This window comes from Terriglobales bacterium, assembly GCA_035764005.1.
Lineage (GTDB): Bacteria > Acidobacteriota > Terriglobia > Terriglobales > Acidobacteriaceae > Gp1-AA112.
Genome location: DASTZZ010000106.1, coordinates 1 through 14672 on the forward strand (window position 1 = coordinate 1; position 14672 = coordinate 14672).

General features: G+C 55.9%; 12 protein-coding genes. 4 read left to right on the plus strand and 8 right to left on the minus strand.

The features are described from left to right. Window positions 1-621: 621 nt before the first annotated feature. From glpX to VFU50_17055, 8 genes are all read right to left on the minus strand, one after another. A complete protein-coding gene (glpX, locus tag VFU50_17020) occupies window positions 622-1656 on the minus strand; it encodes a class II fructose-bisphosphatase (protein HEU5234566.1) in 1035 nt (344 codons plus the stop codon). A gap of 228 nt (window positions 1657-1884) precedes the next feature. Then, window positions 1885-3066, minus strand: coding sequence for an acyl-CoA dehydrogenase family protein (locus tag VFU50_17025; GenBank protein ID HEU5234567.1), 1182 nt, complete (start codon window positions 3064-3066; stop codon window positions 1885-1887). Between the two features lie 258 nt (window positions 3067-3324). Further along, the gene (gene dapF, locus VFU50_17030) at window positions 3325-4119 is read right to left on the minus strand and encodes a diaminopimelate epimerase (GenBank protein HEU5234568.1); all 795 of its coding nucleotides are present in this window, start codon (window positions 4117-4119) and stop codon (window positions 3325-3327) included. Further along, window positions 4116-4820 carry an MgtC/SapB family protein gene (locus tag VFU50_17035; GenBank protein ID HEU5234569.1) on the minus strand — a complete coding sequence of 235 codons (705 nt, stop codon included), beginning with the start codon at window positions 4818-4820 and terminating at the stop codon, window positions 4116-4118. Before VFU50_17035 ends, dapF begins: the two co-directional genes overlap by 4 nt. 42 nt (window positions 4821-4862) lie before the next feature. Beyond that, window positions 4863-6500, minus strand: a complete 1638-nt coding sequence (locus VFU50_17040; protein HEU5234570.1) for a hypothetical protein — start codon at window positions 6498-6500, stop codon at window positions 4863-4865. 207 nt (window positions 6501-6707) lie between these two features. Next, entirely contained in the window at window positions 6708-7640 is a 933-nt protein-coding gene (locus tag VFU50_17045; protein ID HEU5234571.1) for a PfkB family carbohydrate kinase, read from the minus strand. Continuing rightward, complete coding sequence (locus VFU50_17050) at window positions 7640-8521, minus strand: S-methyl-5'-thioadenosine phosphorylase (GenBank protein ID HEU5234572.1); 882 nt, start codon at window positions 8519-8521, stop codon at window positions 7640-7642. Before VFU50_17050 ends, VFU50_17045 begins: the two co-directional genes overlap by 1 nt. 65 nt (window positions 8522-8586) lie before the next feature. Further along, window positions 8587-9330 (minus strand): DNA alkylation repair protein, encoded by a 744-nt coding sequence (locus VFU50_17055; GenBank protein ID HEU5234573.1) that lies wholly within the window; start codon window positions 9328-9330, stop codon window positions 8587-8589. Window positions 9331-9554: 224 nt separating this feature from the next. On the opposite strand from VFU50_17055, the gene VFU50_17060 reads away from it, so the two are divergent. From VFU50_17060 to VFU50_17075, 4 genes are all read left to right on the plus strand, one after another. Continuing rightward, window positions 9555-9977: a cobalamin B12-binding domain-containing protein gene (locus VFU50_17060; protein HEU5234574.1), complete on the plus strand. Its 423-nt coding sequence runs from the start codon at window positions 9555-9557 to the stop codon at window positions 9975-9977. A gap of 5 nt (window positions 9978-9982) precedes the next feature. Then, on the plus strand, window positions 9983-10606 hold the full coding sequence (locus VFU50_17065; GenBank protein HEU5234575.1) for an enoyl-CoA hydratase/isomerase family protein: 624 nt from the start codon (window positions 9983-9985) through the stop codon (window positions 10604-10606). A gap of 212 nt (window positions 10607-10818) precedes the next feature. Next, window positions 10819-12885, plus strand: coding sequence for a penicillin acylase family protein (locus VFU50_17070; protein ID HEU5234576.1), 2067 nt, complete (start codon window positions 10819-10821; stop codon window positions 12883-12885). Between the two features lie 49 nt (window positions 12886-12934). After that, entirely contained in the window at window positions 12935-14635 is a 1701-nt protein-coding gene (locus VFU50_17075; protein HEU5234577.1) for an acyl-CoA carboxylase subunit beta, read from the plus strand. Window positions 14636-14672: the final 37 nt, after the last annotated feature.

Below are 14672 nucleotides of genomic sequence, written 5' to 3' on the forward strand. Positions count from 1 at the left end.
CCGCTCTCGCCGGCATCCATCGCCCGCATCACCGATATCTTGAAATCACGACTGTAGCTGCCTCGGGCCAAGTCCATTGCCTTTCTCCATTCAATGTACTCAGTCCCTTATTTCCCTGTCTCATTTTTGGGGTTCACTCCATGCCCTCCCCCTCCCCCCTTCCAATGCAAAATCCCGGAAGGAAAGGGCTTACTCCGCATTTTCGGTCCTTTGTCTCGTTTTGGAATACAACATCTTGGGATTTGGAGTTTGGAAATCCCCAAATCTTGGGATTAGCGATTACGAAAATTGCATTCTGATCACATTCGCACTAGTCATGAGCTCGGTGTTCAATCCAGAAACCCACGCCGGGTGCTGGCAATCGGCAGCAAAATGCAACAGCCGTTGGCTAAACTCCTCAACCTGTTGAGTACACGCACGAAGAACCAAATCTCCTCGCGTCGCGCCTCAAGGCCGTAATTTCTCTTTTTATTCGCTCATGCTGTCATTTGTAATGAAAGCAGGAATCGCCGTCAGAATCAATACCAAAAAGGTGTGGAAATCCAACGTGGATTCAGCAGCTTAGAGACGGAAGACCGCCGGTATTTTGCTCCGTCGTTCGCAACTTATCAGCGAGAAAATTCAAAACCGCACTTTGAACTCTGGCCCCTGATGCACATGGATACTGTCGATGAACCGCACTTTTCCAGTGCTTCTCGTCATGACTAATGATTGCGTGCGAATCCCGTCACCAAAGAAACGGACGCCTTTCAGCAGAGATCCGTCGGTCACTCCGCAGGCCGCAAATACAACGTTCTCACCCGGCGCGAGGTCTTCGGAGCGATAGATCTTCTTCATGTCTTTGATTCCCATTTTGGCAACGCGCTGTTCGAGTTCAGGACGGTCGATGACCAGCCGCGCCAGGATCTCGCCGTTGAGGCAGCGCATCGCAGCAGCGGTAATCACACCTTCTGGCGCTCCGCCGGTCCCCATGACGGCATGGACGCCAGTTCCGAGCACGGCGGCTGCAATGCCGGCGGAAAGATCGCCATCTCCAATCAGTTTAATGCGCGCTCCAGCCGTGCGAATTTCGTCAATGAGCTTTTCGTGACGTGGACGATCGAGCACGATAATGACCAGATCTTTCACGGCGCGATCCAGGCTCTTGGCGATCATCTTGAGGTTGTACTTCACAGGCGCATCGAGATCGATGCCGTCCTTGCACGCCGGACCGACGACGAGCTTTTCCATGTAGCAGTCGGGAGCGTGCAGCAATCCACCACGTTCTGAAGCGGCGAGGACCGTGATTGCGTTAGGAGCGCCGGTGGCGCAGAGATTCGTGCCTTCCAGCGGATCGACGGCGATATCAACTTCGGGAAGCGCCAGTGCCCCCTCGATTTTGGCTCCGACTTTCTCGCCGATGTAGAGCATCGGCGCCTTGTCGCGCTCGCCTTCGCCGATGACAATGGTGCCGCGCATCGGGATCGTGTCCATGGTGCGGCGCATGGCTTCGGTGGCCACTTGATCGGATTTAGGGCGATCCCCCATGCCCATCGTTTTGGCGGACTCAATGGCCGCTTCTTCGACGATGCGCGTGAATTCGAGCGCCAGCTCGAATTCCATCTGCTGCGTGAGTCCATTGCCCGATTGCACGGTTCCCAAAAGGGGCTTTGCCATGGAGATCCTCCGGTGAGCCACTAGCTCAGCAAAAGTACCGGCAGGAAGGGGCTGCCTGCAGGCGAAAACTGCTGATTATAGCCTGCTTGAGACAGAACCGGCGCCGGTAGGCGCCTGGACCGGAGATGGCGAATGGCCAGCTCCGGGCTTTGGAATGCTGCACGCAATCTGGAGAAACGCAGCCGCAACACAAGCGGCTGCCCCACCGGCTACCGCCGCCGGTTCTGTTCAGAAGGCGTCAATTCCCGTCACATTCGAGCCGATGATCAACGTGTGGATATCGTGCGTTCCCTCGTATGTTTTCACTGATTCGAGATTCATCATGTGGCGCATTATCGGATAGTCGTCAGCAATGCCGTTCGCGCCGAGAATGTCGCGAGAGAGGCGAGCACATTCGAGCGCCATCCACACGTTATTTCGTTTTGCCATTGAGATGTGCTGGTGCTGAACTTTTTCGGCGTCTTTCAACCGTCCAACTTGCAGCGCGAGCAACTGTGCTTTGGTGATTTCCGTGACCATCCACGCCAACTTCTCCTGCACAAGCTGGTGCGAGGCGATGGGCTGATCGCGAAACTGCTTGCGCAGCAGGGAGTATTGCAGCGCCGTGTCGTAGCAGGACATGGCAGCGCCGATCGCACCCCACGCTATCCCATATCGGGCCTGGTTCAGGCACATCAGCGGCGACTTCAATCCATCGGACTTCGGCAACAGGTTGCTCTCGGGTACGCGCACATCCTGCAAGGAGAGACCTGACGTAACCGATGCGCGCAGCGACCATTTCCCATGCACATCCTGCGCTGAAAAGCCCGGCCGATTCGTTTCCACGAGAAAGCCGCGGACCTTGCCCCCATGCTCCTCGCTTTTCGCCCAGATCACCGCGACGTCGGCGATGGAGCCGGAGGTGATCCACATCTTTTCGCCATTCAGAACGTACTCATTGCCCTGCTTCACCGCGCGCGTTCGCATGCCGCCGGGGTTCGACCCGAAGCCGGGTTCCGTCAGGCCGAAGCACCCCAGCTTTTCCCCTTTCGCGAGCTTTGGAAGCCATTGGTCCTTCTGCTCATCGCTGCCGAAGGCGTAAATGGGATACATCACCAGCGCCGACTGCACGCTGACGAACGAGCGCACACCGCTATCACCTCGTTCCAGTTCTTGCATAACGAGGCCATACTCCACATTCGACATGCCGGCGCAGCCGTAGCCTTTCAGGCTTGCGCCGAAGAATCCGAGTTCGGCCATGGGCTTTACCAGTTCGCGCGGAAAGCGTCCTTCGCGATTGCATTGTTCAATTATGGGAACGAGATTTTCTTCGATGAACTTGCGCGTGCTGTCGCGCACGAGTCGCTCGTCGTCTGAAAGCAGCGAGTCGAAATCGATGAAATCAACACCTTTGAACTTGAATGGAGGCATTCGGAGTCTCTCTTGTGCGGCAATGCAGGATGAAATTGTCGTTTGGTGAAAACAGATTAAGGTAACAGATGTTCAGGAGCTGGAGATATGTCGAGACGCTTCGCTCCGCGGGTCAGCACCGTTCGCGGGTACGAATGGATAAGCCCGCGTCTGCATAGTATCTGCGCTGGCTATTGCGTATGAGAATCACGGATTTTCTACCCCAGTGCTCTAGCTATCCACCCATTCGCTACCGCGAACGGTACTGACTAAACCTCGTCACGCGAAGAATTCACCCCTGCATGTCAAACGTGCAGGCCCTTCCAGCAGAAGCGCATCTGCTCCATCCCAGTGAACCACCTGCTTGCCTCCGGGCGCGTACACCTCAACCGGTGATGTCACCTTACCGCTGTGGATAGCAGCGATCGCGGAAGCGCACGAGCCAGTGCCGGACGATTGTGTCTCGCCGGCGCCGCGCTCCCAGATTCGGAACTCAATGCGGTTGCGCCCGAATATGCGAACCAGTTCTACGTTGGTTCCGTTCGGAAAATCGCGACTTTCGGCTATGGCCGACGCTCGGGCTTGCCAATTCGATGGAAAGTGCTCGACGAACTGCACGAAATGCGGATTACCGGTTGATATCTCCAGACCCTGCTCGCTGGAATTGTTGATTTTGAGGGTTTTCTCGCCCAGGACCTCAGCTCTTCCCATTTCGGTCATGAATTCGAAATCGCAATCGGAGCGCCGCAGGAGCATGCATTCCTTTTCTCCAGCCGCAGTGACAACCTGGACTTCCGAACCTCCGCGCGTTTCCACACACCAGGCAGCTACACAACGCGTTCCATTTCCGGAAATTTCTGCTTCTGAACCGTCGGCATTAAAAAGCCGCGCGTGGACTCGCCCTTGTGCGTCCAAGCTTACCCATTCCACTCCATCGGCTCCGATTCCGCGATGCCGGTCGCACAATCGGCGAGACAATGCCGCCACATCGGTTCCCATGTGCTCTGCATCGACGATCAGGAAATCGTTGCCGCAGGCCTCAGCTTTGTAAAACGGGATCGATCGCGCGCTCATTCTTCTTCCGATTTGGCGAAGGTGGCGACGCTCTCAATTCCGCGCTGCAGCTTGATCTTGGATTCGAGTGCGCGATGCTCCGGCACCGTGCAGGTGAGGTTGAAGAGCACGCGAGAGAGGTCTGCTGAGCGCCCAATCTGAAGGCCATGCATAAAATGATGCGACTCCTCAAACACTCGGTTGAGTTCGTCGAGAATCTCCGGTGCGCTCTTGCCGGTTACTTCATAGCTGACGGTGATTGGCTTGAGCCCGAGCCGCGCTTCCAGATATCCAAGCAGGTTGAGCGCAACCAGGATGATGACTGCAGTAAGTGTGGCAAGCAGGTAGTGCCCGGCGCCTGCAGCCATGCCGATGGAAGCAACTACCCAGATCGTAGCGGCAGTCGTAAGGCCGGAAACCCCACCTTTGTTGTGGAGGATCGCGCCGGCGCCGAGGAATCCGACGCCCTGCACGATGTTCGAGGCAATGCGCGTGCGATCCCCGACGCTTGGATCCGGAATCAGCTCCGACATGATCGTAAACAGCGCCGCTCCCATGCAGATGAACATGTTGGTGCGGATACCGGCGCTTTTATGGTGCAGCGTGCGTTCAAGGCCGATGATCCCGCCGAGCGCGCCTGCAAGCAACAAGCGGAGAAGGCTGGGATACAGAAACTCTATTCGATCTACCTCGAGCGCAGTCATATTCAAGAGCGAATGCATGTAATCAGTGAAGGCGCGATTTTAACAAAGCAGAGGGAGATCTCAGTGGCGCGTGGATCGATAGACGGTCGTTCTGGGCTGTCCCGGAACATCGATTTCAGCGATGCGCGTGAGCGAATCGGGATGAACTGCGACAGCAATGGCTACCGGATCGTCTGCGGACGCTATGACGTAGTCCGCCGCTTCTGCCGGACATTGCAGAGAGGAATCCCAAACCAGGTAAATGCCTTCGTTGATGGTTCTTCGGAAAGGAACGCCAGCCATTTCGAATGCTCCGGAATGGGAGCCGACATATGACAAAATCGTGGCATCTGCGGGAAGCGCATCCAGAACTTTGGCAAGCTCTCGATCCACTTGCAAACGAGCTTGGCCATTGGCGCGCACTTCACGAAGGCATACCGGTGTTGCGCGCCAAGCTTCCAAATAGGAGAAAGCCACGAGCAGTCCGAGACAGCATGCTCCGAGTAGAGGCGCATATCGCCACTTCCATCTTTGCTTCAGGAGAACGATTGCAAATCCGAATGCAACTGCTATCGCCGGAATGAGTTCGAGTCCGTAGCGCAGGTTGTAATAAGAGAACGGCCACCATACGGGCAGGAATATAGGCACCGAGCCATATGCGATCGAGAGCGCATAGAACGCGAGCGGCGACCACAACAGCGCCGGCATCTGCCAGTCGAAGCGAAGTGCAAAGAAAAGGCCGGCGAGTGCGACAAACATTACAAGATATCTAGCCAGCTCACTTTCTCCCATGTTTAATTGAGCCGCTTTCTCGAAGTAAATACCGGCCGTCCAGGGATGTCCCTCGCCTGGATACGGTGGAGCACCTTTGGCGGTAGTTCTCTCTGCAATGGCTTTTGCTGAGTACGGGCCGTTTGCAAAATCGAGTGGATTTCCCTTCGAGCCGAAATTGAACGCCAGCCACAGTGTGGGAGCGAGGGTGGTGAGGAGCAGTGCTCTGAAAGCTGACCTGCGGATTGTTTGTCGCTGCTCGTCCGGCAACAAGCGAACTCGCCTGAAGGCGATGGGAAGAACTGTTAGCCAGCAGGCAAAGGCGAGAAACCATCCGTCGTATCGCGTAAGAATTCCTGCCGCGAGCGCAATGGCACCCCTCTCCAGCCACTTGCCTGCGCGTGCATCGCACCGCAGCAATGCGCGATTTGCTTCCACAAAAAAGACGAGGGACCAGATGAAGCAAGCCAGGTACATCGGCTCGTTGAGTGCGGTGGTTTGGACGTAGAGAACATTGGGATTCGCCGCGAATATCAGCATAGCCAGCCAGGCGGCGAGACGCGACCAGATAGAGAGCAAGCGAAAGATTCCCAATCCTGCAATCACATACGAGACCATCGACGGAATCGAACCGCCCAAACCAGACTTCCACAGCCGTGCGCTCACGACAAACGGAATCGTCAGCACATGAGGGAGTGGGAGCCAGACAGTACCCAACTGCATCGGGCCCGGAGTCCGCGAGTCGAAAACGCGGCGCGCGATGTTGATGTGCGCGACCGCGTCTCCGGAGAGAAGAATCTCATTTCGGGAATAGAAGAACCAGAGGACCAGCAGCCCAGCACTCGCGAGGAGAGCGGCGGCAATGCAGTAATCGTATCGATAATCTGGGGCTTCGTGACGCGATCGAGGGTTTTTTTGCTGCAGACCTCTCAATCTAGCTTTGCTCACCGCTAGTTCTGAATTGGAACTCATACGTATTGTAGAAGGAGATCCAGGAGTAACGTGGAGCCGGCCGCCCTCGGCCGGTGTCTCTCTGGGGCTGCCCGAGTGCACTTCCGGCAAGCCGTGTTGCCCTTAAGTCTCTCGCTCGGACACGCTTCAGGTTTTGGTTGCGAAAACCCGGCCGAGGGCGGCCGGCTCCACATTTGCTAGCCGCTAGCCAATGTGCGTGAGTTCGCGAAAGACTTGATAGCGCGCGTCGATCTCTTCCCTGCTGAGGGATTGCAGCCGCTCGGTTCCAAAGCGTTCGACGGCGAACGATCCCATCACTCCGCCGTAAAACATAGCCCGTTTGAAGACCTCGCGGTCTACCTTCTTCTGCGACGCAATGTATCCCATGAAGCCTCCCGCGAACGAATCACCGGCACCGGTGGGATCGCGGACTTCTTCCAGCGGCAACGCAGGAGCGCGAAAGGGATGGTTCCCTCCTCCAAATTCGCCATCTCTGAAGAAGACGGTTGCTCCGTACTCTCCATGCTTGATCACAAGAGCACGCGGACCAAGCTGCAGGATTTTGCGCGCAGCCCGCGGAACGCTTGTCTCGCCGGCGATGAGCTTGGCTTCGTTGTCGTTGATCAGCAGAACATCCACGCCCTTGAGCGTCTGAAAAAGATTGTTGCGATGATGCGGATCGGTGATCCAGTAGTTCATGGTGTCGCCGCCGACCAGCTTCACCCGTCCATCCATTTGGCGGCGAACGTTGCCCTGTAGCACAGGATCAATATTGGCGAGAAACAGGAATTCAGAATCCAGATACTCCGGAGGAACTTGTGGGTTGAAGTTCTGGAAGACATTGAGCTGCGTTTCGAGCGTCCTGGCCTCGTTCAGGTTCTCGCCGTATTCGCCGCGCCAGAAGAAGCTCTTCCCGTTTGCATGCTCGATGCCTCTGGTATCGACTTTGTGGGAGCGGAATACGTCTTCGTCTTTTTTGTTGAAGTCTTCGCCTACGACGGCGACGATCCGAACCTGCGTAAAGTAGCTTGCAGACAGCGCGAAGTATGTTGCGGCACCACCGAGGCAGCGATCAACCTGGCCGGAAGGACTCTTGATACCGTCATATGCGACCGAACCAACGACAACGATGGCCATCAGGCTTTCGCCTCCTGCGTCTTGAGATATTTGTCAAGCAGCAGGTTGAGCTTGCGACGAGTCTCGGCGGGAATTCTTGAGCGGTCTGTCAGAATCGCGTACTCCAGCGCCGAGCCGCACTTGCACGACCGCGTTTTCGGCATGTCGGCCACCGTCTGGCGGACGACTCTGCACGCGTTCTCAGCGTTCTTGTTGAGATAAGAAATTACGGTCTCGACCGTCACGGCATCGTGTTCGGGATGCCAGCAGTCATAATCTGTGACCATCGCGATAGTTGCGTAGCAAATCTCGGCCTCGCGAGCGAGCTTGGCCTCTTGGAGATTCGTCATGCCGATCACGTCCATGCCCCAGCTTCGGTACAAATTGGATTCGGCGCGCGTCGAGAATTGCGGACCTTCGATACAGATGTACGTTCCACCGCTCTTGCCGGTGACTCCAGACTTCTTGCATGCACTCACCGCTGCTTTCGCGACTTCAGCACAAACCGGATCGGCGAATGCAACGTGCGCGACCAGGCCTTCGCCGAAGAAGGTCGAGACTCTCTGACGAGTGCGATCGACGAACTGATCGGGAATTACGAAGTCCATCGGCCTGTGCTCTTCTTTCAAAGAGCCGACAGCGGAAACCGAGATGATGCGTTCGACGCCGAGCTGCTTCATGCCGTAGATATTGGCGCGAAAGTTGAGCTCAGTCGGCATGATGCGATGCCCGCGTCCATGGCGCGCCAGAAAAGCGACTTTGCGACCCTCAAGAGTGCCCAGAATGTATGCGTCGGACGGTGATCCGAAGGGTGTTTCCAGCTTCTCTTCATGTACATCGGAGAGGCCAGGCATCGAATACAGTCCACTCCCTCCGATGATTCCAATTTCAGCTTTTTGCAATTGAACGGCTCCGGTGAGCTAGGGATGAGGTACTTGAAATTATATCGAACACGGTTTCATGCAGCTCAGTCGAATTCACCTCTGAGATACCTTTTACGCACCGTTTCAGGCATACGCTCGATCGCATACCGCAATGTTGTGCGCGCCATAGCCGAGTAGTGTGTTTTAAGAAATCGGACGAGCTGAGGCTCAGATTGTTTGCCCGCTTCGCGCAGCATCCATCCAACTGCCTTGTGAATCAAATCATGCTTGTCTCCAAGGAGCAACTCTGAGATGTTGAACGCATCTGTAAGATCTCCGCGGCGAATAAAGGCGTGGGTGGCAATAATTGCGATTCGCCGCTCCCACAGATCTGCGGATTTCGCGAGGGTGTAAAGAATTTTTCGCGAGCGGGAGGCTAGATGCTCGCCAACAACATCGCGCGCCGATGCATCGACCAGATCCCAGTTGTTGATGCAGCGCGTGTTTGCCAGATAGAAATCAAAGATATTTCCTCGCGCCGAAGCGTCTGCGCGCTTGTATTGCTCGACCAAGATCAACAGAGCCGCCAGACGATGTTCATGAATTGCAGAGCCCAGGAGCTTCTTCATGTCAGAAAGCTTGAGATCTCGGTAGCGGCTCGCGATCTTGCGAAGCGCCGGCACGGTGATTCCGCAGAATTGATCGCCTTCCCCGTATTCACCCTTTCCGGTTTTGAAAAACCAGGCAAGGTTCTTCGCGCGTTTCGCGTCAGATGCTCTTCCGAGTTCATTTTTGATGTCGGCGAGGGTAAGAGCAGTTCTTGATGAGATTCTCTTCGGCTGTGCCATTCTGGGATTCAATCAGGAGGAATTTTACAGCGATTTCGCGAATACAGAGATCGTGCCGCCCTTTCAGGGCTCGACCGCAGCGCGCACTCCAACCCAGGGCTGACGCCACTGGGCTGCGCTTATGTCGGCCCTTCGGGCCTTTGCTCTTCTGAGGGCACTCTCCACTCGTACGCTCGACTCATACGCTCCACCCATAGCTCTCCGCTATAATCACCAGTTCTCTAATGGCTCCCGAAGCGCAAAAGAAGATTCGCGTACTCGTCGCCAAGCCCGGACTGGATGGTCATGACCGTGGCGCGAAGGTGATCGCACGTGCTCTGCGCGATGCCGGGATGGAAGTCATCTACACCGGCCTGCGGCAGACGCCCGAGATGATCGTAAATGCGGCTCTCCAGGAAGACGTGGACGTTATCGGCCTTTCTATCCTCTCCGGCGCTCACAATGCAATCGTTCCCAGGGTGGTCTCCCTTATGAAGGAGAAGCAGATGGACGACGTCCTCGTCGTTCTCGGTGGAACGATTCCAGAACAGGATGTTCCACATTTGAATCAGTATGGCGTTACCGGCATCTTCGGTCCGGGCACTCCGATGGAGCAGATCGTGAAATTCATCCGCGCTAACGTGAAGCCGCGCGGCATTCCTGCCTAGATCGAGTGCAGTCCGCGACTGAGCACTTCATTCTCGAATCGCGCGAAGAATGCAGCATCATCCATCTGATTTCCGCCGACCGCATGAACCGGCTGATGCTTGCGCGCGTGCAGTCGATGAGCCGTCTAGTTGAACAACTGATGGGAGAGGTGCCGGGAAGCGCGAAGTGTAGGCCTCTGATCATCACGGGGGATGACGAGTACTTTTCCGTCGGCGCCGATCTAACCGAGATTGCTGCGCTCTCGAGCACAGATGCTCTTGCGTTCGCGCGAGAGGGTCAACAGTTAATGAACCTGATTGATGAATTCCCTGCTCCGGTCTATGCCGCCATTTCGGGGTACTGCATGGGAGGCGGACTCGACCTCGCTCTGGCCTGTGACTTCCGCCTGTCCGCCGCTAACGCGGTCCTTGGGCATCGCGGTGCTGCACTGGGCCTGATTACAGGCTGGGGCGGTACACAGAGGCTTAGGGACTTAGTGGGACGCGGCCGGGCGCTGCAAATGTTCGCTGCAGCCGAAAAGCTCGGAGCTGCAGAGGCGCTGGAGGTTGGCTTAATAAGTGAGATTGCGGCCAATCCTCTGGCGCGCTGCGTAGAGCTAATCGCCAAGACACGGCCGCACGGTCCGTGAATTCGCTGTGGAAACTGCGAAGGCCTCCTGACGAAATCAAATCGTGGTGATAAAAAGACAAGTGCGCAAATTGCGCTTGTTTTTCACAGCTCATGAGAACTCTGGGAATTTCTATAAACAGGCTCCTCCTCATACTTGCACTGCTCGGTACAACGTTTGCCGCAGAACCTTCGACGTCTGATATTGCCAGATGGGAGAGAGAATCAGCGAAGGTGACTATCATTCGCGACGATTGGGGCATTGCCCACGTGTATGGAAAAACCGATGCCGATGCGGTCTTCGGGGCCGAGTACGCGCAGGCGGAGGATGATTTCAATCGCGTCGAAACCAATTACATCAATGCGATGGGACGGCTAGCCGAGGCTGAGGGCGAGTCGAAGGTTTATCAGGATCTGCGGATGAAAATGTTCATCGATCCTGAAACCCTGCAGCACGATTACGCAACCAGCCCCGAATGGCTGAAGGAGTTGATGAATGCATTTGCGGACGGGCTTAACTTCTACCTCTATAAACATCCTGAAGTGAAACCGAGAGTCATCCAGCGGTTCGAGCCATGGATGGCGATGAGCTTCACCGAAGGCAGCATTGGCGGGGACATCGAGCGCGTAAATCTGAAAGAGCTGCAGGCGTTCTATGGCGGAGTTCCTCCGAATAGCTCGACCGCATCAATGGAACGCGATGTGGAAGCAAGTGGATCCAACGGCATCGCCATTTCTCCGGCCAACACGGCCGATCATCATGCGCTGCTTCTCATCAATCCGCATACCGACTTCTTTTTCCGCTCCGAGCTGCAGATGGTAAGCGACCAAGGCCTCGATGCCTATGGAGCCGCCACTTGGGGACAATTCTTCATTTATCAGGGTTTCAACGATCGGATTGGCTGGATGCATACCTCGAGCGGTGTGGACGCCATTGACGAATATCTTGAGACGGTGCAGAAGAAGGGAGGTCGATTCTTTTACAAATACGGGAATGAGGAGCGGCCCGTAATCGCACGCGTAATCACCGTGCCTTATAAGACCGAAACGGGAATGGCACAAAGGAAGTTTACGGTCTATCGCACGCATCATGGTCCGATCGTGCGTGAGGAAAATGGTAAATGGGTGAGCGTGCGACTGATGCAGAAACCAATCCCGCAGCTCATTCAGTCATTCACTCGCACGAAGGCGCGAGACTACAAGTCGTACTTGAAAACGATGGAGCTGAAGGCGAACTCGTCCAACAACACCATCTTCGCCGATGCCGACGGCGACATCGCCTACTTCCACGGCAACTTCATTCCGAAACGAGATACGAGATTCGATTGGACGAAGCCCGTCGATGGTAGCGATCCTGCAACGGAGTGGCAGGGAGAGCTACCGGTCGATCAAACTCCGCATCTGCTGAATCCCAAAAGCGGATGGCTCTACAACTCCAATAACGCTCCGTGGTCGGCGGCTGGGCCAAGCAGTCCGAAGAAAGAAGACTATCCTGCATATGTTGAAATGGGCGGCGAAACTGCACGCGGACTGCATGCTGTACGCGTCCTCGAGGGCAAGAAAGACTTCACAGTCGACTCGATCATCGCGGCTGCGTTCGATAGCTATCTGCCCTGGTTTGAGAAGACCATTCCGGCCCTCCTCAAGGCATGGGATGCGCTGCCGTCGGACGATCCTTTGAAGGCCAAGCTGGCGGACCAAATCGGAACTCTGCGCTCCTGGGATCTGCGCTGGGGTGTTGATTCGATTCCTACGTCCCTTGCAGTGTTCTGGGGTGAAGACGTCTGGCGCAGCGCAGGGCGGGCCGGGCGCAACAAAGGCATCGCAACCGGCGACTACGTCGCCACGAGCATTTCTCCGGAACAGTTGCTCAAATCTCTTTCCAATGCCATTGACAAGCTCACAGCCGATTTCGGTACCTGGAAAACTTCCTGGGGCGCCATAAATCGATTCCAGCGCGTCAACGACAGTATCGTTCCGCACTTCAGCGATTCCGACCCAAGCATTCCGGTCGGCTTCACCTACTCCCGCTGGGGATCGCTGGCTTCGTTCAGCGCCAAGGCATATCCGGGAACTAAGAAGTGGTACGGAACGGCTGGGAACAGCTTCGTTGCTGTGGTCGAGTTCGGAGATCGCATTCGGGCCAGGGCTGTGAAAGTTGGCGGCGAGAGTGGCGATCCTCGGTCTCGTCACTTCGACGATGAAGCCGAGCGCTACAGCACCGGGAATTTGCGGGACGTCTATTTCTACCGATCGCAGCTGCAGGGACACACCGAACGCGAATATCACCCCGGCAGCTAAAGGAATTCGGCGCGGTTTGCTACCCTAGAGGGTTTCGTTTGAGAGCCTAATGGCAGAGAGCCGCGTCGGTCCCAACCCGCAGAACGTCATCACCTCCAGTCTGGATCCAAGCTCACCTCGCTTTCAGAAGAACGCTCGCGCGATGGCCGACCTGGTCGGCACCATTGCGCGCGAACAGGAGAAGATTGGCGAAGGCGGTGGAACCAGGGCCATCGACTCACAACATGCAAAAGGAAGGCTCACCGCTCGTGAACGCATTGCGCGGCTCATCGATCCCAAAACGGAGCTGATGGAGCTAGGCAGCTATGCCGCTTATCAGATGTATGAAGAATGGGGCGGCGCTCCTGGAGCGGGGGTTGTAACTGGTCTCGGACGCGTGCATGGACGATTGTTCATGCTCGTCGTGAACGATGCCACCGTAAAAGCAGGGGCGTTCTTCCCAGTGACCGCGAAAAAGGTCATTCGCGCACAGAATATCGCCATCGAGAATCGCATTCCTACTATCTATCTGGTCGATTCAGCCGGAGTATTTCTCCCATTACAGGAAGATGTATTCCCAGACACCGACGATTTTGGCCGCGTCTTCCGCAACAATGCAGTCATGTCAGCGATGGGCATTCCGCAGATCACTGCCATTATGGGAATGTGCGTCGCCGGCGGCGCGTATCTGCCGGTTATGTGCGATCACATCCTCATGACTGAAGGCAGCGGGCTATTTCTCGCCGGTCCCGCGCTGGTCCAGGCTGCGATTGGGATGAAGTATTCAGCAGAAGAACTTGGCGGCGCGAAGATGCATTCGCAGATTTCCGGTACGGTGGATTATCGCGAGCCGAACGACGAAGCCTGCATCGCTCGTATTCGTTCGCTGGTCGAAAAGATGGGGGCGCGTCCGAGTGTACCGTTCAGCCGGGTTCAGAGCGAAGAGCCAGCTTTGCCTAAAGAACAACTGCTCGGGATCATCGATGCCGATCCCGCTCGGCCCTACGACATGAAGGAGATCATCGGACGGATCGTGGACGGCAGCCGCTTCGACGAATACAGGGCCGAGTACGGCAAAACGGTTCTGTGTGGATACGCGCGCATCGGCGGCTTCGCCGTGGGAATCGTCGCGAATCAGAAGACCAACGTGCAAGAGTTGGATAAACACTCGGGCGAGCGACGCGTCGAATTCGGCGGGGTCATCTATACCGAATCGGCAGAAAAAGCAGCCCGATTCATTATGGACTGCAATCAGAATCTCGTTCCTTTGATTTTTTTGCACGATGTAAACGGATTCATGGTGGGGCGTGACGCGGAATGGAGCGGCATCATTCGCGCGGGCGCCAAGTTGGTGAATGCCGTATCGAATTCTGTTGTGCCAAAGATTTCGGTGATCATTGGCGGCTCATTCGGTGCGGGACACTATGCCATGTGCGGCAAAGCCTACGATCCGCGATTTGTCTTCGCATGGCCCACAGCGCGATACGCGGTGATGAGTGGCGCGTCGGCCGCGGGAACTTTGGTTGAGATCAAAATCAAACAGCTCGAACGCGGCGGCAAAAAGCTGAGCGAGTCCGAAAAGAAAGAGCTGTACGAATCGGTGAAGAAGACTTACGACGAGCAAATGGATCCTCGTTACGGCGCCGCCCGACTATGGATCGATAGCATCATCGATCCATTGAAAACACGCGATGTTTTGATTACTGCACTGGAAGCGGCGTCCTTGAATCCCGATATCCCGAAGTTCAGTGTGGGAGTCTTGCAAACGTGATTACGAGACGGACCTCGCGTTTTGTCATTCCGAACCG